24 protein-coding genes and 1 tRNA gene are annotated in these 21,883 nt (G+C 71.6%); 11 read left to right on the forward strand and 14 right to left on the reverse strand.

Translation table 11 applies throughout. The features are described from left to right. Nucleotides 1–22: 22 nt before the first annotated feature. Nucleotides 23–916, forward strand: a complete 894-nt coding sequence (locus tag ACF1GV_RS14750; protein ID WP_391680321.1) for an RNA polymerase sigma-70 factor — start codon at nucleotides 23–25, stop codon at nucleotides 914–916. On the opposite strand, the gene ACF1GV_RS14755 is transcribed toward ACF1GV_RS14750, so the two are convergent. Both ACF1GV_RS14755 and ACF1GV_RS14760 read right to left on the reverse strand, forming a co-directional pair. After that, on the reverse strand, nucleotides 906–1,112 hold the full coding sequence (locus ACF1GV_RS14755; protein ID WP_391680323.1) for an ANTAR domain-containing protein: 207 nt from the start codon (nucleotides 1,110–1,112) through the stop codon (nucleotides 906–908). The two genes, ACF1GV_RS14750 and ACF1GV_RS14755, sit on opposite strands and share 11 nt — an antisense overlap. Nucleotides 1,113–1,237: 125 nt before the next feature. After that, nucleotides 1,238–2,008, reverse strand: a complete 771-nt coding sequence (locus tag ACF1GV_RS14760) for a GAF and ANTAR domain-containing protein (RefSeq protein WP_391680324.1) — start codon at nucleotides 2,006–2,008, stop codon at nucleotides 1,238–1,240. Between the two features lie 200 nt (nucleotides 2,009–2,208). Here ACF1GV_RS14760 and ACF1GV_RS14765 point away from each other — a divergent pair, with 200 nt between their 5' ends. The 7 genes from ACF1GV_RS14765 (at nucleotide 2,209) to ACF1GV_RS14795 (ending at nucleotide 10,613) form a co-directional block, all read left to right on the forward strand. Beyond that, nucleotides 2,209–3,081, forward strand: a complete 873-nt coding sequence (locus tag ACF1GV_RS14765; protein WP_391680326.1) for a DUF2797 domain-containing protein — start codon at nucleotides 2,209–2,211, stop codon at nucleotides 3,079–3,081. A 143-nt stretch (nucleotides 3,082–3,224) separates the two neighbouring features. Then, nucleotides 3,225–3,596 carry an antibiotic biosynthesis monooxygenase family protein gene (locus tag ACF1GV_RS14770; RefSeq protein ID WP_391680327.1) on the forward strand — a complete coding sequence of 124 codons (372 nt, stop codon included), beginning with the start codon at nucleotides 3,225–3,227 and terminating at the stop codon, nucleotides 3,594–3,596. A gap of 125 nt (nucleotides 3,597–3,721) precedes the next feature. After that, complete coding sequence (locus ACF1GV_RS14775) at nucleotides 3,722–4,462, forward strand: response regulator transcription factor (RefSeq protein ID WP_363268287.1); 741 nt, start codon at nucleotides 3,722–3,724, stop codon at nucleotides 4,460–4,462. After that, nucleotides 4,459–6,048 (forward strand): ATP-binding protein, encoded by a 1,590-nt coding sequence (locus ACF1GV_RS14780; RefSeq protein WP_391680328.1) that lies wholly within the window; start codon nucleotides 4,459–4,461, stop codon nucleotides 6,046–6,048. Before ACF1GV_RS14775 ends, ACF1GV_RS14780 begins: the two co-directional genes overlap by 4 nt. A 14-nt stretch (nucleotides 6,049–6,062) precedes the next feature. Next, nucleotides 6,063–7,445, forward strand: coding sequence for a glycosyltransferase (locus ACF1GV_RS14785; RefSeq protein ID WP_391680329.1), 1,383 nt, complete (start codon nucleotides 6,063–6,065; stop codon nucleotides 7,443–7,445). Further along, complete coding sequence (locus ACF1GV_RS14790) at nucleotides 7,442–9,610, forward strand: ArnT family glycosyltransferase (RefSeq protein WP_391680331.1); 2,169 nt, start codon at nucleotides 7,442–7,444, stop codon at nucleotides 9,608–9,610. The genes ACF1GV_RS14785 and ACF1GV_RS14790 overlap by 4 nt, the downstream gene beginning before the upstream one ends. Nucleotides 9,611–9,851: 241 nt before the next feature. Further along, the gene (locus ACF1GV_RS14795) at nucleotides 9,852–10,613 is read left to right on the forward strand and encodes a TetR/AcrR family transcriptional regulator (protein WP_391680332.1); all 762 of its coding nucleotides are present in this window, start codon (nucleotides 9,852–9,854) and stop codon (nucleotides 10,611–10,613) included. A 4-nt stretch (nucleotides 10,614–10,617) separates the two neighbouring features. Here the strand turns inward: ACF1GV_RS14795 and ACF1GV_RS14800 are convergent, their stop codons facing one another. The 4 genes from ACF1GV_RS14800 to ACF1GV_RS14815 form a co-directional block, all read right to left on the reverse strand. After that, nucleotides 10,618–11,091, reverse strand: a complete 474-nt coding sequence (locus tag ACF1GV_RS14800) for a PPOX class F420-dependent oxidoreductase (protein WP_391680333.1) — start codon at nucleotides 11,089–11,091, stop codon at nucleotides 10,618–10,620. Nucleotides 11,092–11,140: 49 nt separating this feature from the next. Next, nucleotides 11,141–11,962 (reverse strand): YceI family protein, encoded by an 822-nt coding sequence (locus ACF1GV_RS14805; RefSeq protein WP_391680335.1) that lies wholly within the window; start codon nucleotides 11,960–11,962, stop codon nucleotides 11,141–11,143. Nucleotides 11,963–12,069: 107 nt separating this feature from the next. Further along, on the reverse strand, nucleotides 12,070–14,601 hold the full coding sequence (locus ACF1GV_RS14810) for an MFS transporter (protein ID WP_391680336.1): 2,532 nt from the start codon (nucleotides 14,599–14,601) through the stop codon (nucleotides 12,070–12,072). Between the two features lie 13 nt (nucleotides 14,602–14,614). Next, nucleotides 14,615–15,151, reverse strand: coding sequence for a MarR family winged helix-turn-helix transcriptional regulator (locus tag ACF1GV_RS14815; protein ID WP_391680337.1), 537 nt, complete (start codon nucleotides 15,149–15,151; stop codon nucleotides 14,615–14,617). A 194-nt stretch (nucleotides 15,152–15,345) separates the two neighbouring features. Here ACF1GV_RS14815 and ACF1GV_RS14820 point away from each other — a divergent pair, with 194 nt between their 5' ends. Continuing rightward, nucleotides 15,346–15,549 (forward strand): hypothetical protein, encoded by a 204-nt coding sequence (locus ACF1GV_RS14820; RefSeq protein ID WP_363268276.1) that lies wholly within the window; start codon nucleotides 15,346–15,348, stop codon nucleotides 15,547–15,549. 332 nt (nucleotides 15,550–15,881) lie between these two features. Here the strand turns inward: ACF1GV_RS14820 and ACF1GV_RS14825 are convergent, their stop codons facing one another. From ACF1GV_RS14825 to ACF1GV_RS14840, 4 genes are all read right to left on the reverse strand, one after another. After that, on the reverse strand, nucleotides 15,882–16,799 hold the full coding sequence (locus ACF1GV_RS14825) for an RNA polymerase sigma factor SigF (protein WP_363268275.1): 918 nt from the start codon (nucleotides 16,797–16,799) through the stop codon (nucleotides 15,882–15,884). Nucleotides 16,800–17,161: 362 nt separating this feature from the next. Then, nucleotides 17,162–17,980, reverse strand: coding sequence for an RNA polymerase sigma factor SigF (locus ACF1GV_RS14830; protein WP_363268274.1), 819 nt, complete (start codon nucleotides 17,978–17,980; stop codon nucleotides 17,162–17,164). Nucleotides 17,981–18,170: 190 nt separating this feature from the next. Beyond that, complete coding sequence (locus ACF1GV_RS14835; protein WP_363268273.1) at nucleotides 18,171–18,464, reverse strand: Dabb family protein; 294 nt, start codon at nucleotides 18,462–18,464, stop codon at nucleotides 18,171–18,173. Between the two features lie 15 nt (nucleotides 18,465–18,479). Further along, nucleotides 18,480–18,659, reverse strand: coding sequence for a hypothetical protein (locus ACF1GV_RS14840; RefSeq protein ID WP_361636187.1), 180 nt, complete (start codon nucleotides 18,657–18,659; stop codon nucleotides 18,480–18,482). A gap of 98 nt (nucleotides 18,660–18,757) precedes the next feature. Here ACF1GV_RS14840 and ACF1GV_RS14845 point away from each other — a divergent pair, with 98 nt between their 5' ends. Continuing rightward, nucleotides 18,758–19,102, forward strand: coding sequence for an MmcQ/YjbR family DNA-binding protein (locus ACF1GV_RS14845; protein WP_391680340.1), 345 nt, complete (start codon nucleotides 18,758–18,760; stop codon nucleotides 19,100–19,102). A gap of 95 nt (nucleotides 19,103–19,197) precedes the next feature. Here the strand turns inward: ACF1GV_RS14845 and ACF1GV_RS14850 are convergent. The 4 genes from ACF1GV_RS14850 to ACF1GV_RS14865 all read right to left on the reverse strand — a co-directional run bounded on the left by ACF1GV_RS14850 (nucleotide 19,198) and on the right by ACF1GV_RS14865 (nucleotide 21,084). Beyond that, nucleotides 19,198–19,282 (reverse strand) — tRNA-Ser (locus tag ACF1GV_RS14850). A 45-nt stretch (nucleotides 19,283–19,327) separates the two neighbouring features. Continuing rightward, nucleotides 19,328–19,759: a tRNA adenosine(34) deaminase TadA gene (gene tadA / locus ACF1GV_RS14855; RefSeq protein ID WP_391680444.1), complete on the reverse strand. Its 432-nt coding sequence runs from the start codon at nucleotides 19,757–19,759 to the stop codon at nucleotides 19,328–19,330. A 59-nt stretch (nucleotides 19,760–19,818) separates the two neighbouring features. Beyond that, nucleotides 19,819–20,352 carry a hypothetical protein gene (locus tag ACF1GV_RS14860; protein ID WP_391680341.1) on the reverse strand — a complete coding sequence of 178 codons (534 nt, stop codon included), beginning with the start codon at nucleotides 20,350–20,352 and terminating at the stop codon, nucleotides 19,819–19,821. A 507-nt stretch (nucleotides 20,353–20,859) separates the two neighbouring features. Beyond that, complete coding sequence (locus ACF1GV_RS14865; protein ID WP_391680342.1) at nucleotides 20,860–21,084, reverse strand: hypothetical protein; 225 nt, start codon at nucleotides 21,082–21,084, stop codon at nucleotides 20,860–20,862. A gap of 139 nt (nucleotides 21,085–21,223) precedes the next feature. Here ACF1GV_RS14865 and upp point away from each other — a divergent pair, with 139 nt between their 5' ends. Further along, complete coding sequence (gene upp, locus ACF1GV_RS14870) at nucleotides 21,224–21,859, forward strand: uracil phosphoribosyltransferase (RefSeq protein ID WP_361636194.1); 636 nt, start codon at nucleotides 21,224–21,226, stop codon at nucleotides 21,857–21,859. Nucleotides 21,860–21,883: the final 24 nt, after the last annotated feature.

Consider the following 21,883-nt stretch of genomic DNA (forward strand, 5'->3'; position numbering starts at 1 on the left):
GCGACGGAGAGGGGAACGACAGGTGAGCGAGCACGCCACCCATCCGGCGACCGAGAGTTTCGTCGCCCACCGCGACCTGCTGTTCACGGTCGCCTACGAGATGCTCGGCTCGGCCGCCGACGCCGAGGACGTCCTGCAGGAGACCTGGCTGCGCTGGGACAAGGTGGACCTGACGCAGGTCCGCGACCAGCGCGCCTACCTGGTCCGGATCACCACCCGGCAGGCGCTCAACCGGCTGCGCACGATGAAGCGCCGCAAGGAGGCGTACGTCGGTCCCTGGCTGCCCGAGCCGGTGCTCACCGCACCGGACGTGGCCGAGGACGTGGAGCTGGCCGAGAGCCTGTCGATGGCGCTGATGCTCGTACTGGAGACGCTGTCGCCGACCGAGCGGGCCGTCTTCGTGCTGCGCGAGGTGTTCGACCTCGGTTACGACGAGATCGCCGCCGCCGTCGGCAAGAGCCCCGCGGCCGTGCGCCAGATCGCGCACCGCGCCCGCCGGCACGTCGACGCCCGCCGGCCGCGCGAGGAGGTCTCCACGAGCGCGACCCGCACGGCGCTGGAGTCGTTCCAGCGGGCCGTGGAGACCGGCGACCTGCAGGGGCTGCTCGACGTGCTCGCCCCCGAGGTCGTGCTGCTCAGCGACGGCGGCGGCATCAAGCAGGCCGCGCGGCGACCGATCCTCGGCGCGGACAAGGTGGCCCGCTTCGCCGTCGGTGCCATGCGCAAGACCGGGGCCGAGATCAGCGCCGAACTCACCCACGTCAACGGCAGCCCGGCGTTTCTGCTGCGTGTCGACGGCGAGCTCGACGGCGTCATGGCCGTGCGGGTCGGGGACGGCCGTATCACCGGCCTCTACTACGTCCGCAACCCGCACAAGCTGTCGCGCGTCGGGGGCGAGACCGCGTTCACCCGGTGAGCGGCCCGCTCATGACCGACTCGAGCTCCATCCTGCGGTTGACCAGGGCGTTCACAGTGTCGGCGAGGCTCACCCGGCGGCTGATGGCATGGTCGCTGAGGTGGCGGCCGGCCTCCGGGACCGAGATGCCGGCGTAGGCGGCGAGCATGCCCTTGGCGATCTCCAGGGTGGCCTTGGCGCCGAGGGCGCTCTGCACGCGGGTGATGACGTCGTCGCCGCGGGCCGGTTCCGTGGACCAGTGCAGCAGGGACAGCGCGGCGGAGTCGGCCGGCGCCTGTGCCAGGTGCGCGTCGTCCTCGGGCGGGGCGCCGACGGTGTGGGTCAGTCGTTCCGGATGTCCATGGTGCGCCCGATGATCGCCCGTGCGATCTCGGTCGTGGTGCGGCCCTGTGCGAAGGCCCGGGCGCGAAGGAGAAGTACGGCCTCGTCCGCCCCGACGCCGAGCTGGACCATGATCATCCCGGTGGCCTGGTGCACCTCCTCCCGGTCTGCTTGTGCCCCCTCCAGCCACGCTTCGACTCCGTTGGTCTCCGCAGAAGCCCGGTCGAGCGCAATCACGGCCAGGGTGACCGCGTCGGCGACCAGCAGCGCCCAGCCCGCCTGGTCCTCGCTCAACGAGCCCGTCACCCGCCGGTACAGATCCAGCGTGCCGAGAGGGGTGTCGGCGACCGTCAGCGGCAGCGAGAAGGCGGCCTGCGCGCCCGCCTTGGCGGCCTGGTCGCTGAACAACGGCCACCGGCGGGCGTCGGGCGCCCGGGTCAGATCCGTCGCGAACACCGGGGCGCGCAGCCGGACGGCCTCCGTACAGGGCCCCTCGCCCAGCGTGTACTGGATCTCGGCGATCCGGGTGGCGACGGCGTCGCTCGCGCACAGCACGACTCCGGTGTCCGCGTCACGTCCGTGGACGGACACCGACACGCCCGAGACCCACGGCAGCAGCGTCATGCAGGCCCGGCACAGCCCGTCGGGGGCCTCGGCGGGGGTCAGGCCGCGGACGCCGACGATGAGTTCCCGGGCGACGCGGGCGCGCCGGGCGTCGGTCTGCCGTTCGTAGTCGTCGTCCTCGAACTCGTCGTCACCGGCCACCGCCACCGCCCTCACCTCCCCGCGCCCTTGCCGACCACTGGTTCCACCGATCTTGTCCCACAGACCGCACTTGTGAGGTGGAAGCGACCGGCACGGCATCGGATGGCGGTCCTCCCCGCCCGAGTCTCCTGTGGCGAGGCCCGGAAAACCTGGCGGCCCGTGGTCACGGCGGGCGTTGTCAGTGGCTGCCCCTACGCTCGGCAGTGATGGCACAGGTGTGGCGATGTGTGGGGATGCGCTGGGCGGACGGCAGCCCGCAGCTGGTGTGGGACGGGGGACGGCGCAGTGCGCTGACCTGGGGGAAGACGGTGGCCTTCGGCGTGGAGGAAGAGGGTGGGCGGACCTGTGTGGGGGCGCGGGGGAATCCGTGTCCGGGGCGGACGCAGGTTCCGGCGCGCGGTACGGGCGCGCGGTGCGAGGAGTGCGCACGGCTGGAGCGGGCGCACTCCGTGGCCGCGGACACGATGGCCGACGACCCGCGGCCGTACCACGTGTATCTGGCGTGGTTCGGGCCGGGCCTGGTGAAGGTCGGGATCACCGCCGTCGAGCGCGGAGCCGCCCGGCTGCTGGAGCAGGGGGCCGTCTGCTTCAGCCGGCTCGGGACCGGACCGCTGATGGCGGCGCGGCGGACCGAGGAGCTGCTGCGGTCCGCGCTGGGTGTCCCGGACCGGATCGCGTACGCCGAGAAGCGGGCCGTTCGGGCGTGGCTGCCGCGTGACGCGGGCGAGCGGGCCGCCGAGGTCGTGGCCCTGCACGCGCGGGCCGTGGCGCTCGGCGGGTGGCCGGAGTCGCTGGCGCGCGAGCCGTGCCGGGTCGTCGATCACGCGGAGGCGTTCGGGCTGTCCCGGTTGTCCGCGCCCGTCGGGGAGGTGCGCGGGCTGGTCGCCGGAGGCGTGGTGCGGGGGGAGCTGGTCGGGGCGGCCGGGCCGGACCTGCATCTGCGCACGCCGCGCGGCGAGGTCGTCCTCGACACGCGGCTGCTGCCGGGGTGGGGGCTCGTTCCGGCGGCGCAGCGCGAACTGTCGGTGCCCGTCGTGCCGTTGAGGCGGGAGGCGCCCGCGCAGGACGGGTTGTTCTGACGGTGGGGCGAGGGGCCGGCCGACCGTGGGCCAAAGGGTCTGCCTGATCGTGGGCCGGGGTCTGTCTTCCCGTGCGGCAAGGTCTGTCCGACCGTTGGGTAAAAGGTCTGGTGGCCGCCGCCGGGAGCGATCACGCTTGGCCCATGAGCGATCCCCAGTCCCTTCCCGGGCACGGGCCCGTCCCCGTCCCCGCCCACGAACCGCCCTACTACGCCGTCGTCTTCACCTCCGTCCGGACGGCGGACGAGGACGGGGACGCCGAGACCGCCGAGCGGATGGAGGAACTCGTTGAAAAGGTGCCGGGATACCTCGGCATGGACCACGCCCGCAGCGCCGGTGGGCTGTCGATCACCGTCGGCTACTTCCAGGACGCCGCCGCCCTCGACGCCTGGCGCAGCGACCTCGAACACCGGCGGGCCCAGCAGCGCGGGCGCGCACAGTGGTACGACCGCTACACCCTGCACGTCGCCAAGGTGGAACGCAGCCACAGCTACGAACGTCCCGCCACCGGCTGACCGCACACCCGGCCCCGGCAGCGCAGGCAGGGCGCGGCCGAGCCTGTCAGCCCCCTGTGCGTTTCTCAGGAAAATCACAGACGGGCGAAAGCCTCCTCTCAGAGCTCCCGGACAGGGTGGTCACCATGACCACGACCTCGCCCCAGGGGCGCACCGAACTGCTGAGGCCGGACGGGAGCCCCGTCCGGGTGCTGGTGGTGGACGACGAGCTGTCGATCACCGAGCTGCTGTCGATGGCCCTGCGCTACGAGGGCTGGCAGATCCGCAGCGCGGGAGACGGGCACGGCGCGCTGCGGACCGCGCGGGAGTTCCGGCCCGACGCCGTCGTGCTCGACATGATGCTGCCCGACATGGACGGGCTGTCCGTCCTCGGACGGCTGCGCCGCGAGCTGCCGGACGTGCCCGTCCTCTTCCTGACCGCGAAGGACGCCGTCGAGGACCGCATCGCCGGTCTCACCGCGGGCGGCGACGACTACGTCACCAAGCCGTTCAGCCTGGAGGAGGTCGTGGCGCGGCTGCGCGGCCTCATCCGGCGGTCCGGCGCCGCCGACCGGCGCTCGGACTCCGTGCTCGTCGTCGGCGACCTCATGCTCGACGAGGACAGCCACGAGGTGTCCCGGGGCGGCGACCACATCCACCTCACCGCCACGGAGTTCGAGCTGCTGCGCTTCTTGATGCGCAATCCGCGGCGCGTGCTCAGCAAGGCGCAGATCCTGGACCGGGTCTGGTCCTACGACTTCGGCGGCCAGGCCAACGTCGTCGAGCTGTACATCTCCTACCTGCGGCGGAAGATCGACGCCGGGCGCGAGCCGATGATCCACACCCGGCGCGGCGCCGGCTACCTGATCAAGCCCGCGGTGTCATGAGCGCCCGGCGACGGCCGCGCACGCGGTGGCGGGGCCGACAGCCGCGCACCCTGCGGACGCGGCTCGTCGTGGCGTCGGTGACCCTGGTCGCCGTGGTGAGCACGGTGATCGGCACGGTGACCACCATCGCCCTGCGCCAGCACCTCATCGACCAGCTGGACGGCAAGGTCAAGGACATCGCCATGCGGGCGGCGGGCGGCCATCTGCCGGACCGGGCGGACAACCCGCCGCAGACACCCCTTCCGGCGAGCGAACGGATCGACCGGCTGGTCACGCAGGGGCCGGTCCAGCCGAAGACCATCGCCGCCTACGTCACCGGCTCCACCCTCACCAGCGCCGCCGTCGGCGAGCGCACCGACGACAGCAACGGCGCCTACAAGACCATGAACGCCGTCGCGCTGAACGCGGAGCAGAAGGCGGCCCTCGCCTCCGTCCCGAAGGACGACGGCACGCACTCCGTCGACGTGCCGGGCCTCGGCGAGTACCGCGCGCGGTACATCACCGGCTTCGACGGCGGCGAGTCGTACTACGTCGCCCTGCCCACCGCCGACGTGACCGGCACCGTCGACACCCTGGTCCTCGTCGAGGTCAGCGTCACCGCCGCCGGGCTCGTCGCCGCCGGGATCGCCGGTTTCGTGCTCGTCGGTGTCGCCACCCGCCCACTGCGCAAGGTCGCCGCGACCGCCACCCGGGTCTCCGAACTCCCCTTGCATTCCGGCGAGGTGAACCTCTCCGAACGCGTCCCGGAGTCCGAGTGCGACCCGCACAGCGAGGTCGGCCGGGTCGGCGCCGCCCTCAACCGCATGCTCGACCATGTGCACGGCGCCCTGCACGCCCGCCAGCAGAGCGAGACCCGGGTACGGCAGTTCGTGGCCGATGCCAGCCACGAGCTGCGCACCCCGCTCGCCTCCATCCGCGGGTACGCCGAGCTGACCCGGCGCGGCCGCGAACAGGTCGGCCCCGACACCCGGCACGCGCTCGGCCGTATCGAGTCCGAGGCCGGCCGGATGACCCTCCTCGTCGAGGACCTGCTGCTGCTCGCCCGCCTGGACGCCGGCCGGCCGCTGCGGTTCGAGCACACCGATCTCGTCCCGCTCGTCGTCGACACCGTCAGCGACGCCCGGGCCACCGGACGCGACCACGTGTGGCGCCTGGACCTGCCCGACGAACCCGTCCTGGTGTCCGCCGATCCCGCCCGGCTCCAGCAGGTGCTGGTCAACCTGCTCGCCAACGCCCGCACCCACACCCCGCCCGGCACGACGGTCACGGCGCGCGTGCGGGGAGCCGGGCCCTTCAGTTGCGTCGACGTGGAGGACGACGGTCCGGGCATCCCACCCGATCTGCTCCCGCACGTCTTCGAACGGTTCGCGCGCGGCGACTCGGCGCGTTCCCGCGCCACCGGCTCCACCGGGCTCGGGCTCGCCATCGTGCAGGCCGTCGCGAGCGCGCACGGCGGGGCCGTGAGTGTCGACAGCATGCCCGGCCGGACCGTGTTCACCGTGCACCTGCCCGCGTGCACCGGGCGGCCGGCGCAGGACTCACAGGCGCAGCACAGCGCCACCACACGGGTACAACAGGGCGCCTGACCACAGTCGTTCGCATGCGAACCGACTCTTCTCCCGGCACTCTGCCGGCGCGGGAGCACCTCCCGGCCGCGCCGGCCGGAACGCCTGTCCTGGACGTAGTGATCCCCGTCTACAACGAGGAGAAGGACCTCCGGCCGTGCGTCGAGCGACTGCACGAGCACCTCACCCGGACCTTCCCCTACGCGTTCCGCATCACCATCGCGGACAACGCGTCGACCGACACCACCCCGCAGGTGGCGGCCCGGCTGGGGGAGCGCCTGGCGCAGGTGCGGGTGGTCCGGCTGGACCTCAAGGGCCGCGGGCGGGCCCTGCGGACCGTCTGGTCCGCCTCGGACGCCCCCGTCCTCGCCTACATGGACGTCGATCTGTCCACCGACCTCAACGCGCTGCTGCCACTGGTCGCACCGCTCATCTCCGGCCACTCCGACCTCGCGATCGGCTCCCGGCTGAGCCGGAGCGCGCGGGTCGTGCGGGGCGCCAAACGTGAGTTCATCTCCCGCACCTACAACCTCATCCTGCGCGGCTCGCTCCAGGCCCGCTTCTCCGACGCGCAGTGCGGCTTCAAGGCCATCCGGAGGGAGGTCGCCCGGGTGCTGCTGCCGCTCGTCGAGGACAGCGGCTGGTTCTTCGACACCGAGATGCTGGTGCTCGCCGAGCGCGCCGGACTGCGCATCCACGAGGTGCCCGTCGACTGGGTCGACGACCCCGACTCGACCGTGCACATCGTCAGAACGGCGACCGACGACCTCAAGGGTGTGTGGCGGGTGGGCCGGGCACTGGCCACCGGGTCGCTGCCGCTGGACCGGCTCGCCCGGCCCTTCGGCGACGACCCGCGAGACCGCGACATCAAGGACGTCCCCACCGGACTCGCCCGCCAGCTCGTCGGCTTCCTCGTGGTCGGCGGCCTGTCCACCGTCTTCTACCTGCTGCTCTACAGCGGCCTGCGCACCGTCACCGGATCCCAGCTCGCCAACGCGCTGGCCCTGCTGGTCTCCGCGGTCGCCAACACCGCCGCCAACCGCAGGCTCACCTTCGGGGTGCGCGGCCGCGGCGGCGCCGTACGCCATCAGGCGCAGGGACTCGTCGTGTTCGGCATCGGGCTGGTGCTGACCAGCGGTTCGCTGGCCGCGCTCGGTGCGGCCACGACGCAGCCCGCGCACTCCACCGAGCTGGCCGTGCTGATCGCCGCCAACCTCGCGGCGACCGTGCTGCGCTTCCTGCTCTTCCGCGCGTGGGTGTTCCCGGACCGGGAGCCCACGCCCGTCCGCGCCGCAGACGCCGCGAACCCCGTCATGGGGGTCCCTCCGCTCGAGCGAAGCCGAGAGTGGGAGAGGGACGCCACCGTGCAGCTGCAGCCGGTGCACCCGTACGACACCGACCCGAGGGACCGCCGATGACCACCCACCGCGCCGACGACGTGGCCACCTGGGGCCCGCCCCCGACCGCTCCCCCCGGACCCGCCCCTTCCGCCGCGGAGTCCCCGGCGGCCGCTAAGCCCCCGGAGCGGCCGCAGGACCCGCGCTGGGCACGCCCGGCCTTCCTCGCCCTGCTGCTGGCGACCGGCCTGCTCTACCTGTACAACCTGAGCGCCTCCGGCTGGGCCAACTCCTTCTACTCGGCGGCGGTCCAGGCCGGCAGCAAGAGCTGGAAGGCGTTCTTCTTCGGCTCCCTCGACGCCGCGAACGCCATCACCGTCGACAAGCCCCCGGCCTCGCTCTGGCCGATGGAGCTGTCGGTGCGGATCTTCGGCCTGAACGCGTGGGCGATCCTCGTTCCCGAGGTGCTGATGGGCGTGGCCACCGTCGCGGTCGTGTACGCGGCGGTACGGCGCAGGTCCGGCCCGGCGGCCGGACTGCTCGCGGGCGCGGTGCTCGCGCTCACACCGGTCGCGGCGCTGATGTTCCGGTTCAACAACCCGGACGCGATGCTGGCGCTGCTCATGGCGATCGCCTGCCACCTCCTCGTCCGGGCGCTGGAGGACGGGCGCACCAAGTGGCTGGTGTGGGCCGGCGTCGCGATAGGTTTCGCGTTCCTCGCCAAGACCCTCCAGGCGTTCCTGATCCTGCCGCCGCTGGCGCTGGTGTACGCGGTGTGCGCGCCGGTGCGTCTCAGCAAGCGACTCGGCCAACTGGGTCTCGCCACCCTCGCGTTGGTCGTCTCCGGGGGCTGGTGGGTGGCGATCGTGGAGCTGTGGCCGGCGTCGTCCCGCCCGTACATCGGCGGCTCGCAGAACAACAGCTTCCTGGAGCTGACCTTCGGCTACAACGGGCTCGGCCGCATCAGCGGCGACGAGACCGGCAGTGTCGGCGCAGGCGGCGGTCCCGGTGGCGGCAACGGCGGCGGGATGTGGGGCGCGACCGGCTGGAACCGGATGTTCGACTCCGAGGTCGGCGGCCAGATCTCCTGGCTGCTGCCGACGGCGCTGATCCTGCTGGCGGCGGCGCTGTGGGCCACACGCGGGGCCCGCCGTACGTCGGTGACGCGGGGCGCGTTCCTGGTCTGGGGCGGCTCGCTCCTGACGACGACGGCTGTCTTCAGCTACATGGCGGGCATCTTCCACCAGTACTACACGGTGGCGCTCGCGCCCTACCTGGCGGCGGTCACCGGCATGGGCGCCGCCCTGCTGTGGGAGCGGCGCAGGGAGATCCGGGCCGCGCTCGTGCTCGCCGCGTCCGCGGTGGCGGCCGCGGTCTGGGGGTATGTGCTGCTCGACCGCACGCCGGACCATCTGCCCTGGCTGAAGTGGCTGGTGCTGGTCGGCGGCCTGACCGGGGCGCTCGGCCTGATCTTCGCGGGCCGTGTGACACGACAGCTCGCGCTCGCCGCGGCGGCCGTGAGCGTGCTGGCCGCGCTGGCCGGTCCGACGGCCTACACGCTGAGCACGGTCGGCTCCGCGCACACCGGCTCCATCCCGACGGCGGGCCCGGCGGGCGCGAGCATGAGGGGCGGCCGGGGCGGCCCCGGCGGCGGCATGCGCGGCGGCTTCCCCGGTGGCGTGATGCCGGGGCAGCAGGGCCGGCAAGGTCAGCAGGGCCAGGGCAACGGCTTCCCGGGCGGCGGCACGCCGGGCCAGAACCAGGGCCAGAACCAGGGCCAGGGCCAGAACCAGTTGCCGGGCGGCCGGAACGGCAACGGCTTCCCCGGCGGCCGTACGGGCGGCGAAGGCGGGATGGGCGGCGGCGCGGGCGGCCTGCTCAACGGTGCGAACGTCTCCCCCGCGGCCAAGAAGCTGCTGGAGACGGACGCCGCGAAGTACACCTGGGTCGCCGCGTCGATCGGCTCCCAGAACGCGGCGAGCTACCAGCTCTCCACCGGCGACCCGGTGATGGCGATCGGCGGCTTCAACGGCACCGACCCGTCGCCCACACTCGCCCAGTTCAAGGAGTACGTCCAGGAAGGGAAGATCCACTACTTCATCGCCGGAGGCATGGGAGGCATGGGAGGCATGGGCGGCGGCCACGGCACGTCGTCCCGGATCACCTCCTGGGTGCAGAGCACCTTCAAGAAGGTGACGGCCGGCTCGGCCACCTTCTACGACCTCACGCAGAAGCAGACCGGCTGAGGAGGGAACGCCGAGCGACGGACGATCCCGGGTGTGCACCGCACGGCGACCACCGTGGGGTGCACACCAGGGCACATGTCCGACCAGCGCTGTACCGGTGCTTTCCGCGCCGTGCGGTTCCCTCTTCGCCGCGATGGTCATGACTGCCTGCCCGGGTCCGCGAGGGACACGGGCCACAGAGCGGCACGTCCCCTCGCCCCTACAGTGGGGCCAGTGGCCGGAGTCTCAGGAGGATGCGCCGATGGTCAGGGCAGCGGATCGGCCGGCGCGGTACAGCGTGTGGCGGCAGGAGAAGCCACGGCGGGGCGGCCGGAGCGGCGGGCAGCTCTCCGGGCTCGACCGGGACCGGATCACCGAGGTCAGCGTGCGGCTGCTGGACGCCGAGGGCCTGGCGAAGTTCTCCATGCGCCGGCTGGCCGCCGAGCTGAACGTGACCGCGATGTCCGTGTACTGGTACGTCGACACCAAGGACGACCTGCTGGAACTCGCCCTCGACGCGGCGTACGGCGAGATGGAACTGCCCGACCCCACGGCGGCCGACGTCGACTGGCGTGCGCAACTGCGGGAACTGGCCGAGCAGTACCGCGCGGTGCTGGTGCGCCACCCGTGGGTGTCGCCGCTGGTCGGCCGGTACCTCAACATCGGGCCGAACCACCTGGCCTTCTCCCGGGTGGTGCAGCAGGTCGTGCGCCGCACCGGCCTGCCGCTCCACCGGCTCACCAGCACGATCTCGGCCGTCTTCCAGTTCGTGTACGGCTACGGCACGCTCGAGGGCCACTTCGACACGCGCAGCGCGACCCTCGGCATGTCCCGCGACGAGTACTTCCGGCACGCGGTCGCCGAGGTGAGCGAGACCCCGGCCTGCGCCGAGGTCCTCCAGGAGTCCAGGGAGCTCATGGAGGCCCGCGGCGGCGACACGGTCGAGGAGATGATGGAGCGTGACTTCACCTACGCGCTCGACCTGCTGATCGCGGGTATCGAGGCGCTGGTGGAACGCGGCTGAGAGGTCAGCTGTCCTGCTCCGCCAGCCGGGCCGGGAAACCGCCCGTGGCGATCGGTCCCCACCGTTGCGGCGTGATCCGGATGATCGACTTGCCCTGCTTGACCATGGCCTGCCGGTACTCGTCCCAGTCCGGGTGCTCCCCGGCGATGGTGCGGTAGTACTCCACGAGCGGCTCGACCGAGTCGGGCGCGTCGATCACCTCGGCGGTGCCGTCGATCTGCACCCACGGCCCGTTCCACTCGTCGCTCAGCACGACGACGGCGACCCGCGCGTCCCGCTTGGCGTTGCGGGTCTTGGCCCGCTCCGGATAGGTGGAGACCACGATCCGCCCGGAGTCGTCGACCCCGCAGGTCAGCGGGGACGCCTGGGGGCTGCCGTCAACGCGCCGGGTCAGCAGCAGGGCGCGATGACGGGGCCGTACGAAGTCCAGCAACTGCTCCAGCGATACGCGGGTGTTGGTCGCGATGTTCGGTGCCATGCCGCCAGCGTAGGCCGCGGGAGCCCGCATCTGCCTGACCCTGGCGTGCCTACGCCTGCGGCAGGGTGTCGCCCTGGACCGCCTGGATGTCCAGCTCCACCTTCAGGGTGGTGCCGATGGCGGCGATGCCCGCCTGGAGGACCTGGTTGTAGTTCATCGCGAAGTCCTCGCGGTGCAGTTCGGTCGTGGCGCGGAACGCGGCGCGGGTCCCGCCCCAGGGGTCGGCGCCGGAGCCGAGGTAGGCGAGGTCCAGGTCGACCGGGCGCAGCACACCGTGCATGCCCAGCTCGCCGTGGACGGTCCAGCGGTCCGGCCCGGCGGCGGTCAGACCCGTCGACCGGAAGGTGATCTCCGGATACGTCCCGACGTCCAGGAAGTCCGGCGAGCGCAGATGGTCGTCGCGCATCTTGTTGCCCGTGTCGATGGACGCGGCCTGGATGACGGCCTCGACCCGCGACTTGGTCACGTCGTCCGCGGCGATCTCGATGCCCCCGGCGAAGTCGGTGAAGCGGCCGCGCACGCTGGAGATGCCCAGGTGCTGGGCGACGGCGCCCACGGAGGAGTGGACCGGGTCGATCGTCCACGGTCCGGGCGGCGGCAGTTCGGTGCCGCCCTGCCGGGCCAGCGTCACCGTGCCCACCTCGGCGCGTCCGCTCGCGGTGACGATCGCGCTGGAGGCGGCCGGCGCGTAGCCGACGGCGGTGACGATGACGGTGTACGCCCCGGGGGCCAGGGCCACCTCGTCACGTACGGCGCCCTCGGCGTCGGCCTCGGCGCGCAGCACCTGTGCGCCGGTCATGTCGGTCACCGTGACGACCGCGTGCGACACGGCCCATCCGTCCCGGGTGCGGATCCTCGCGGTCAGTCCCATCCCGTTTCTTCTCCCTGCGAAGCTGTGCAGATCGGTCATAAGAGTCCGGCCCGCGGCGGGCGCCACCTCTGGGTCTCAGGGCGCGCCCGCCGCGGGCCGGGGCCGGACTACTCGCCGGGGTGGGCGAGTTCGATGTCGTGGCCGTCCACGCCGCCGTTCACGGTGAGGGCGGTGGCCACCGGCGGGTAGCCGGTCGCGATGACGGTGTACTCGCCGCTGTCCAGGTCGGTGAAGGCGTACGCCCCGTCCGATCCGGTGGTCGCGGTGGAGACGACGTTGCCGGCGGCGTCGACCAGGGTCACCCGGGCGTCGGCCAGCGGGCCGTGCGGCGCCCGGACGACGCCCTGGACCTGGGAGCCGGTCTCCAGGTCGACCTCGACACGGGTCACGCCGGTGGCGCCGACCTCGACGGGCAGCGCGCGCGGCCGGTAACCGGCGGCGTTGACCGCGATGGTCACCGTGCCCGGGACCAGCTCCGCGAAGGAGAACTCGCCCTGCTCGCCGGTGGTGGCGCTGGCCAGCAGATCACCACGCACATCGGTGACGATGACCATCGCGTCCTCGACCGGCTGTGCCGACCCGACGGCCCGCACCACACCGGTCAGACCGCTGGTGCCGCTGAGCAGGATGTCGTAGGCGACGGGCTCCTCGCCCACCACGATGGTGGAGGCCTGCGGCTGGAAGCCGTCGGCGGAGGCGATCAGGACGTAACTCCCGGCGCCGGGCGCGTGGACCGCGTAGGAGCCGTCGGCCTGCGCCACCGAGCGGCCGAGCTGCCGGCCGGCCAGCGAGATCAGCGTGACGGCGGCCTGCGGGACGGGCGCGCTCTCGGCGCCCCGCACGGAGCCGCGGACCGGGATGCCGCCCGAGGCGGGCTCGTCCCGCTCGATGGTGGCGACGGCGGCGAGCCTCTGCGTGCCGTCCGTCGCGGCCTCGGTGTCCGAGGCGGCGGACGCCCAGCTCGGGGTCTTCCCCTGGACCGGGGTGGCGGTGGCCTCGGCGACGACCGGGGCGGCAGCGGGGGCCGCGGCCTCGGTGTTCGCCTGGGCGGCCTGGGCCAGGGCACCGCTGGTCCGCAGTGGGACCTCCTTGATGAACAGGGTCACGAGGAAGGCGAGGAACGCGATCGGAGCGACGTACAGGAAGATGTCGCCGATGCCGTGTCCGTAGGCCCCCTCCAGCCAGGTGCGGATGTGGGCGGGCAGCGCGTCCATGTCGGGCAGCGTGCTGCCGCCGGCGGCCTTGGCCGCGGCCATCTGCTCCTTGGGGCTGAGCTGGCCGATGGTGTCCTTGGCGTAGTGGCTGATGCGGGTGGTCATCACGGAGCCCAGCACGGAGACGCCGACCGCACCGCCGAGGGAGCGGAAGAAGGTGACCGTGGAGGACGCGGCGCCGAGGTCGCTCGGGGCGACCTGGTTCTGCGTGGACAGCACCAGGTTCTGCATCATCATGCCGACGCCGAGACCCATCAGCGCCATGAAGATCGCCAGGTGCCAGTACGGGGTGTCGTAGCGCATGGTGCCCAGCAGGCCCAGGCCCGCCGTCAGCAGCACACCGCCGGCCACCAGCCAGGCCTTCCACTTGCCGGTGCGGGTGATGACCTGACCGGAGACCGTGGACGAGACGAACAGGCCGCCGATCATCGGGATGGTCATGACGCCGGACATCGTCGGCGACTTGTCCCGGGCCAGCTGGAAGTACTGGCTGAAGAAGACGGTGCCCGCGAACATCGCGATACCGACGAACAGCGAGGCCAGCGAGGCCAGCGTGATGGTGCGGTTCTTGAACAGGCGCAGCGGGATGATCGGCTCGCTGGCCTTGGTCTCGGTGAAGACGAACAGCAGGGTGAGCAGGATCGAGCCGCCGACCATCACACCGGTCTGCCACGACATCCAGTCGTACTTGTCGTCGGCGAAGGTGACCCAGACCAGCAGCAGGCAGACGGCCGCGGTGATGAAGAAGGCACCGGCCCAGTCGACCTTGACCTTGCGCTTGGTCTCCGGCAGGTGCAGCGTCTTCTGCAGCACGAGCAGGGCGATCAGCGCGAACGGCACACCGACGTACAGGCACCAGCGCCAGCCGAGCCAGTCGGTGTCGGTGATGACACCACCGATGAGCGGACCGCCGACGGTGGCGACGGCGAAGGTCGCGCCCAGGTAACCGGAGTAACGGCCGCGCTCACGCGGGGAGATCATCGCGGCCATGATGATCTGCGCCAGGGCGGACAGACCACCGGCGCCGATACCCTGCACGGCACGCGCGGTGATCAGCATGCCGGGGTTCTGCGCCAGACCGGCGACGACCGAGCCCGCGATGTAGACCACGAGCGCTATCTGGACCAGCGCCTTCTTGCTGACCAGGTCGGCGAGCTTGCCCCACAGGGGAGTGGTGGCCGTCATCGCCAGCAGCGAGGCGGTGACGACCCAGGTGTACGCGCTCTGACCGCCGCCGAGGTCCGTGATGATCTCGGGCAGGGCGTTGGAGACGATGGTGGAGGACAGGATGGCGGCGAACATGCCGAGCAGCAGCCCGGAGAGCGCCTCCATGATCTGCCGGTGCGACATCGGAGCGTGGTCGCCGGCGGCGCCTCCCCCGTGCTTGGCATGAGCCCGCACACCGGCTGGTGTGGTCGTTGCCATGGGCTTCCTTTACTTACGTGCTTGCGGGTGTACGGGTTGTCGTCTCGAACACGGGCGGCGGTGCGGGCGGCCCGAGGGAAGGGGGTCCCCCCTGCTCGAGCGCAGCCGAGAGCTTGGGGGAGCGGCAGTCGTCGAAGCTGGCCCGCAGCCGTTGCATCAGCCGGGTGAGCTGGGCGACCTCCTCGTCGCTCCAGTCGCCGAGCCGCTCGGCCAGCATCCGAGTGGTGGCCCGGGACATGTCGTCGAGCTTGCGGTTCCCCTCCGGGGTGAGCCGCACGATGCGCGACCGCTTGTCCGCCGGGTCAGGGGAGCGCTCGATCCAGCCCCGCTCGGCCACGTGCGCCACATGGCGGCTGGTGACCGACATGTCCACCGCGAGCAGCTCCGCGAGCTTGCTCATGCGCATGTCGCCGTACCGGCCCAGCAGCGTCAGCACGGCGGCCGAGCCGCTCGGGCAGTCGGACGGCAGGATCCGTCCCAGCTCCCTTTTGACGGCGCCGAAGGCGCTGAACTGACGGATCAGCTCCTCGTACTGCGCCTTTGCGGCCATCACGCCTCCTGTGTTCGTTGCTTAGGGCAACCATAGGCTTGGTTGGTTGCCGCAGGCAAATAAAACGGAGACGCCTTGCATAAAAACTTGGCAAAGACAAGTATTGCGGAAGCAAGCGCGCAGGTGAGGTCGGCCGCGAGGGGGCTCCGCCCCGCACTTGGGCCGCACGGCCTCATTCGCTAGTGTCTCGGGCCATGGCTAACACCCAGGGCCCCCAGGGCAATTACGACCCGGCCGGCAGCACCCAGATGTTCCGCGCGTTCGTCGAGGACGAGGCTCCCCAGGGCCGCCAGCAGCAGGCCGCCACGGCGTCCTCCGGCCCCCGCATCGGCCTGATCATCGGCGTGATCGCAGCGGTGGTGATCGTGGCGGCGGTGGCCTGGCTGGCCCTGAAGTAACGACGTCGGCCGACGGGGGCGGGAAACGGGGCTCGGTGTTTCGTGTTGCCCGGCGTGGGTGCAGTCGCCCGCGGCGGGAAGGGGGACGGGGCGGGGGGTGTCCGCCCGCAGCGGCCGGCACCGGGCAACGGTGCCCTTCTGAGATGCGGGCGGCCGGGCCGAGGACGGACCCCCCACCCCGGCCCCGACCCGCAACGCAGGCGAAACACCAGCCACCCACACACCGCAACGGGCCGCCGCAGGCGTAAAGAGGGGCGCGGGGCTGTATTCGACATGCGGCTCCGCCGCGTGGCCGCGACCAGCCCCCACGCACCCGCAGACGAACGACGACCTCAGTCCGAGATAAGCCCTTCCCGCAGCTGCGCCAACGTCCGCGTAAGCAACCGCGACACATGCATCTGCGAGATACCGACTTCCTCACCGATCTGCGACTGCGTCATGTTCGCGAAGAACCGCAGCATGATGATCCGCCGCTCCCGAGGCGGAAGCTTGGCCAGCAGCGGCTTGAGCGACTCCCGGTACTCCACACCCTCCAGCGCGGTGTCCTCGTAACCGAGCCGATCGGCCAGCGACCCCTCGCCGCCGTCGTCCTCGGGCGCCGGCGAGTCCAGCGAGGACGCCGTGTACGCGTTGCCCACCGCCAGCCCGTCGACGACGTCCTCCTCGGACACCCCGAGCACGGCGGCGAGTTCGGCGACGGTCGGAGACCGGTCCAGCTTCTGTGACAGCTCGTCACTGGCCTTGGTCAGCGCCAGCCGCAGCTCCTGCAGCCGCCGCGGCACCCGTACCGACCACGACGTGTCCCGGAAGAACCGCTTGATCTCCCCGACGACCGTCGGCATCGCGAACGTCGGGAACTCCACGCCCCGTTCGCAGTCGAACCGGTCGATCGCCTTGATCAGGCCGATGGTGCCGACCTGGACGATGTCCTCCATCGGCTCGTTGCGGGAGCGGAACCGCGCGGCCGCGTACCGCACCAGCGGCAGGTTGAGCTCGATCAGGGTGTCCCGGACGTACGCCCGCTCGGGGCTGTTCTCGTCGAGGGCGGCGAGCCGCAGGAACAGGGAACGGGACAGCGTGCGGGTGTCGATGTCCCCGGAGACCGGCGGGGCCGCGGGGGGCTCCGTCGGCAGGGCGGGGGCCGGCACGGCCTCGAGGGCCGAGGCGTCATCGAGAGCGTCGAGCGTCTCCGGAGCTGTCTCGCTCTTCGTGAGCGTGAGCACCTTCGAGCTGCCCTGGTCTGCGGACATGCCACCCCCTTTGGGTCGCGGGACGGTCGAGGCGGACGCTCCCACAGAAGGAACGCAGCCTTCACCTGAATACCGGAGGCGGAGCTCCGGCAAACGCGCTTCCCGCAGAATGTCACATGTCGGCAACGCGCCGTAGTGACATGTCGACATCTGAGATGCGAATCGCCCCTGGAAACAGGGCGTCTGACGGTCTGTCGGCCCGGAACCACGGCCATCCGCGCTGATGAGCGATTCGCTCGCGACGGTGAGGGCTCGCTCCCGCATTCGGTTGTGCGCCGGTAGCGCGAACGGGTGACGAAAACACCCCGAACCCTCACTCCGCCCCGTCTGTCCCCGTCTCCGCCCCGAAGCCCGCGGAGCGGCTACGCCTCGATCCGGTTGGCCGACCGCAGCCGCTGAAAGGAACGCGCCAGCAGCCGGGACACATGCATCTGCGAGACCCCGAGCTCGGCGCTGATCTGTGACTGGGTGAGGTTGCTGTAGTACCGCAGCAGCAGAATGCGCTGCTCCCGCTCGGGGAGCTGCACCAGCAGATGCCGTACGAGATCGCGGTGCTCGACGCCGTCCAGCGCCGGGTCCTCGTAGCCGAGCCGGTCGAGCAGCCCGGGCAGCCCGTCGCCCTCCTGCGCGGCCTCCAGCGAGGTGGCGTGGTACGACCGCCCGGCCTCGATGCAGGACAGCACCTCGTCCTCGCTGATGCGCAGCCGCTCGGCGATCTCGGCGGTGGAGGGGGTGCGCCCGAACGCGGTGGTCAGATCCTCGGTGGCGCTGTTGACCTGCACCCACAGCTCGTGCAGCCGGCGCGGTACGTGGACGGTGCGGACGTTGTCGCGGAAGTAGCGCTTGATCTCGCCGATGACCGTGGGCATCGCGAAGGTCGGGAACTGCACGCCCCGGTCCGGGTCGAACCGGTCGATGGCGTTGATCAGCCCGATGGTGCCGACCTGGACGACGTCCTCCATGGGTTCGTTGCGGGAGCGGAAGCGGGCTGCGGCGTAGCGCACGAGCGGGAGGTTGGCCTCGATCAGCGCCCCGCGTACCCGGTTGTGCTCCGGCGTGCCCGGCGTGAGCTCCTTCAGCTGCGCGAAGAGCACCTGGGTCAGTGCCCGGGTGTCGGCGCCCCGGCTGCGCCGCGGGGCGGCCTCCTGGGGCGGTGCTTGAGGCGCAGTACTGGCCGGCACGGTCAACTCCACCTCTTCATCCGTCGCTCATCCGTCAACTCATCCGTCAAAAGCGGTCATAGCATCACAAGACATGTCCACTGTGTGCAAGCACCGCATATCTACGTGTTGAGGTAAGAGGTGGTGCATAAAATGACAAAAACCCCACGCCTGTGACGGGTGCGGGGTTGTCGGCGTGGGGCCGGTCGGCTCAGTACGCGTAGTCGGCGATCACCCACGTGGCGAACTCGCGCCACAGGGCCACGCCCGCCTGGTGTTCGGGGTGCTCGACGTAGCGGCGCAGTGCCTCGGCGTCGTCGAAGCCGGAGTTGATCGCGAAGTCGTAGGCGATGGGGCGGTCGCTGATGTTCCAGCCGAGCTCCCAGAAGCGGATCTCGGGGATCTTGCCGTCGAGCGCCTGGAAGGCCTCGACGCCCTTCACGACCCGCGGGTCGTCGCGCTCGACGCCCTCGTTGAGCTTGAAGAGAACCAGGTGGCGGATCATGGGTACTCCCGGGTGTCAGCCCTTGCCTCCATGGGCGACCCACGTCATGAAGTCACCGATGGCCTTGGCGGCGTCCGATATGCCCTCGAACCCTATCTGGACGTAGTCCGCGGCCTTGGCCGGGTCTGTGATGATCACGTACAGCGCGAAGACCACGAGCGCATAGACGGCGATCTTCTTCGCGTTCACCGCCATCGCGGCCTCCCTGTCACCGACGTGCCCTGAGGGTCCCCTGTTGCCGGCGGTGAGTGTAACTTCACGCGTATGCACGGGCGACCGAAGGGGGCGTGGGCATGGCCACCGTCGAGGACGTACGGCGCCTGGCGCTGGCGTTGCCGCGCACCGAGGAGCATCTGGTCCGGGACCGGGTGAAGTTCCGCATCGGACGGATCGTCTACCTGGCACTCTCCCGGGACGAGACGGTCCTGGGCTTCGCGTTCCCGAAGGAGGAGCGGGCCGCGCTGGTCGCCTCCGAGCCGGAGAAGTTCTCCCTGCCCCGCGCGTCAGACCTGCGCTACCACTGGGCCGAGGCCCGGCTCGCCTCGCTCGCGCCGGACGAGCTGGCGGAACTGGTCACGGAGGCCTGGCGCATGTGCGTCCCGGCGAGCGTGGCCCGTGCGCACCTGGGCGCCGCCTGAAGCGCGAAAGCGGAACACCAAAGCGGCACACGAAAACAGAGCAGGAAAGCAGAACACCCCCTGTCCGTGATCCCACGGTCAGAGGGTGTTGTCAGCGGTAGCGGAGGGATTTGAACCCTCGGTGACTTGCGCCACACTCGCTTTCGAGGCGAGCTCCTTCGGCCGCTCGGACACGCTACCGAGGGAGACCTTACAGCACGGCGCCCCGTGGATCGAAATCGGTATTCAGCGAGCGCGGAAGAACTCCGTGAGCTGCCGCGCGCACTCCTCCGCCAGCACGCCCTCGATCACCTCGGGCCGGTGGTTGAGCCGACGGTCCCGGACCACGTCCCACAGGGAGCCGGCCGCGCCCGCCTTGTCGTCCCGGGCGCCGTAGACCACTCGGTCCACCCGGGACTGGACGATCGCGCCCGCGCACATCGTGCACGGCTCCAGTGTCACGACGAGCGTGCAGCCGGTCAGCCGCCACTCGCCGAGCCGCTCCGCCGCCCGCCGGATCGCGAGGATCTCGGCGTGCCCGGTCGGGTCGCCGGTGACCTCGCGCTCGTTGTGCCCCGTGCCGAGCACGCTGGTGCCGTCGGGCGCGAGCACGAGCGCGCCGACGGGCACGTCACCGTCCCGGGCGGCCCGCTCCGCCTCGTCCAGGGCGAGCCGCATCGCGGCCCGCCAGCGGTCGCGCACCGGGTCCGGGGCCGGCGTGGTGTCGTACCGGGCGGTCAGCGAACGGCCTCCAGCATCTCCGAGGCGCCCAGGGCGTCGGCGATCTCCGACAGCGCGTCGCCGTCCAGGGCCAGCAACTCCTTGCCGCTGACGCCCAGGTCGTCCAGGATCGCTGCGTCGCCCACCGGACCGCTGGGCACGGAGCCGACGCCGCCGACCTCGTCACCGGCGACGGCGTCCTCGGGCTCGCCGTCCTCGGTGCCGTCCAGATCCAGGGAGTCCAGGTCGGTGTCGTCGTCACCACCTGGCTCCCGGCCCAGCAACTCGTCGGTGAGCAGCAGCTCGCCGTAGGAGCTGCGGGCGGCGACGGCGGCGTTCGAGACGAAGACCCGCGGGTCCTCCTCGCCGTCCACCCGGACGACGCCGAACCACGCGTCCTCCTGCTCGATCAGGACGAGCACCGTGTCCTCGTCAGGAGAGGCTTGCCGGGCCAGGTCGGCCAGATCCGGCAGGGTCTCCACATCGTCGAGCTCTGTGTCGCTCGCTTCCCACCCGTCTTCGGTGCGCGCGAGCAGTGCGGTGAAGTACACCGTGACTCTCCCACTGGTCTTAGGCGTGCCGGTTGGGGGTCCCCCCGGCGGAGGTTACGGACGGGGAGAAGCTCGGGCTCCGAGCCCCACCCACTCGGAATCGTGGCAGAAACAAGGCGTTCAGGGGACGTCTTCGGCTCCCTGTGTCCGGCAGTTTTGCACGCGGGTCCGCGGGCACGTCCGTCCGGACTCACCTGGACACTCGTCGCCGCCATCTGCGGATCGTACGCGGGTTTTCACATCTCCTCCGCATGCCCACCCCGGCAACGCGCGCACGGCCCACGGATCTTCCCGCATGCGGCCCGCATCCGCGACGCGCGTGCGCGGCCACCGGCGGAACGCGCGGTCCGCTCACGGCAGTCACCGGAACAGAAGTCACCGGTACGGCGCGTCGGGCGCCCGCGGTCTCACCGGGTACGGCGCGTCGCTCGCCCCGCCGGGCTCAGCGCTACGGCGCGTCGTGCGCCCGCGTGGGGCGCCGGCGGAAGCGCGGTGCGCTCGCGCGGCTCACCAGCGGAACGTGCGCATGCGCATCGCGTGGCGCAGCCGGGCCACCTTGGCGCGGCGGGGCTGCACCCGGTCGCGCAGCTCCCGCGCCTCGGCCAGGTCCCGCAGGAACTGGGCGCGGCGGCGGCGCCGCTCCGTGTCCGTCTCGGGCGAGTCCCGCTGCGGGGGCTCCGGTTCGTTTCTGGACGCGCGGTCGGGTTTGTCGGGTTCAGACAGGTCAGCCATGAGATCACCACCCCCGGTCCGTCCCCACCACCTTCCCCCCGGTAGGCGGTCCGATGCCAGCAGGCGGAAGAAAACGATCCGCAAAGGCTCACGCAGCGTGCGGACGCCGGGGCCGGGGCGCCCGGTTACTGTTGTGGACATGCGTCTCCACGTCGTCGACCACCCCCTGGTCGCCCACAAGCTCACCACGCTGCGCGACCAGCGCACCGACTCCGCGACCTTCCGCCGGCTCGCCGACGAACTGGTCACCCTGCTCGCCTACGAGGCGACCCGGGACGTGCGCACCGAGGCGGTCGACATCCAGACCCCCGTGGCCCGGACCACCGGTGTGAAGCTGGCCCGGCCGCGTCCGCTGGTGGTGCCGATCCTGCGGGCCGGCCTCGGCATGCTGGACGGCATGGTCCGGCTGCTGCCGACCGCCGAGGTCGGCTTCCTCGGCATGATCCGCAACGAGGAGACGCTGCAGGCCTCGACCTACGCCACGCGGATGCCGGAAGACCTCTCCGGCCGCCAGGTGTACGTGCTGGACCCGATGCTGGCCACGGGCGGCACCCTCGTCGCCGCGATCCGCGAGCTGATCAAGCGCGGTGCCGACGACGTCACGGCCGTCGTGCTGCTGGCTGCCCCCGAGGGCGTCGAGATCATGGAGCGCGAGCTGGCCGGCACACCGGTCACGGTGGTCACGGCCGCGGTCGACGACCACCTCAACGAACACGGCTACATCATCCCGGGCCTCGGCGACGCGGGCGACCGGCTGTACGGGTCGGCGGAGTAACATCACCCGCCCAGCCGCCGAGCG

Origin of the sequence: Streptomyces sp. NPDC014006, from assembly GCF_043088925.1 — a bacterium.
In the GTDB taxonomy this organism is placed as follows: Bacteria; Actinomycetota; Actinomycetes; order Streptomycetales; family Streptomycetaceae; genus Streptomyces.

Coding starts and splice junctions, on each gene's coding strand:
- ACF1GV_RS14765 (WP_391680326.1), top strand. CDS start 2,209: ATGGCACAGGTGTGGCGATGTGTGGGGATGCGCTGGGCGGACGGCAGC.
- ACF1GV_RS14770 (WP_391680327.1), top strand. CDS start 3,225: ATGAGCGATCCCCAGTCCCTTCCCGGGCACGGGCCCGTCCCCGTCCCC.
- ACF1GV_RS14775 (WP_363268287.1), top strand. CDS start 3,722: ATGACCACGACCTCGCCCCAGGGGCGCACCGAACTGCTGAGGCCGGAC.
- ACF1GV_RS14780 (WP_391680328.1), top strand. CDS start 4,459: ATGAGCGCCCGGCGACGGCCGCGCACGCGGTGGCGGGGCCGACAGCCG.
- ACF1GV_RS14785 (WP_391680329.1), top strand. CDS start 6,063: ATGCGAACCGACTCTTCTCCCGGCACTCTGCCGGCGCGGGAGCACCTC.
- ACF1GV_RS14790 (WP_391680331.1), top strand. CDS start 7,442: ATGACCACCCACCGCGCCGACGACGTGGCCACCTGGGGCCCGCCCCCG.
- ACF1GV_RS14795 (WP_391680332.1), top strand. CDS start 9,852: ATGGTCAGGGCAGCGGATCGGCCGGCGCGGTACAGCGTGTGGCGGCAG.
- ACF1GV_RS14800 (WP_391680333.1), bottom strand. CDS start 11,091: ATGGCACCGAACATCGCGACCAACACCCGCGTATCGCTGGAGCAGTTG.
- ACF1GV_RS14805 (WP_391680335.1), bottom strand. CDS start 11,962: ATGGGACTGACCGCGAGGATCCGCACCCGGGACGGATGGGCCGTGTCG.
- ACF1GV_RS14810 (WP_391680336.1), bottom strand. CDS start 14,601: ATGGCAACGACCACACCAGCCGGTGTGCGGGCTCATGCCAAGCACGGG.
- ACF1GV_RS14815 (WP_391680337.1), bottom strand. CDS start 15,151: ATGGCCGCAAAGGCGCAGTACGAGGAGCTGATCCGTCAGTTCAGCGCC.
- ACF1GV_RS14820 (WP_363268276.1), top strand. CDS start 15,346: ATGGCTAACACCCAGGGCCCCCAGGGCAATTACGACCCGGCCGGCAGC.
- ACF1GV_RS14825 (WP_363268275.1), bottom strand. CDS start 16,799: ATGTCCGCAGACCAGGGCAGCTCGAAGGTGCTCACGCTCACGAAGAGC.
- ACF1GV_RS14835 (WP_363268273.1), bottom strand. CDS start 18,464: ATGATCCGCCACCTGGTTCTCTTCAAGCTCAACGAGGGCGTCGAGCGC.
- ACF1GV_RS14840 (WP_361636187.1), bottom strand. CDS start 18,659: ATGGCGGTGAACGCGAAGAAGATCGCCGTCTATGCGCTCGTGGTCTTC.
- ACF1GV_RS14845 (WP_391680340.1), top strand. CDS start 18,758: ATGGCCACCGTCGAGGACGTACGGCGCCTGGCGCTGGCGTTGCCGCGC.
- tadA (WP_391680444.1), bottom strand. CDS start 19,759: ATGCGGCTCGCCCTGGACGAGGCGGAGCGGGCCGCCCGGGACGGTGAC.
- ACF1GV_RS14865 (WP_391680342.1), bottom strand. CDS start 21,084: ATGGCTGACCTGTCTGAACCCGACAAACCCGACCGCGCGTCCAGAAAC.
- upp (WP_361636194.1), top strand. CDS start 21,224: ATGCGTCTCCACGTCGTCGACCACCCCCTGGTCGCCCACAAGCTCACC.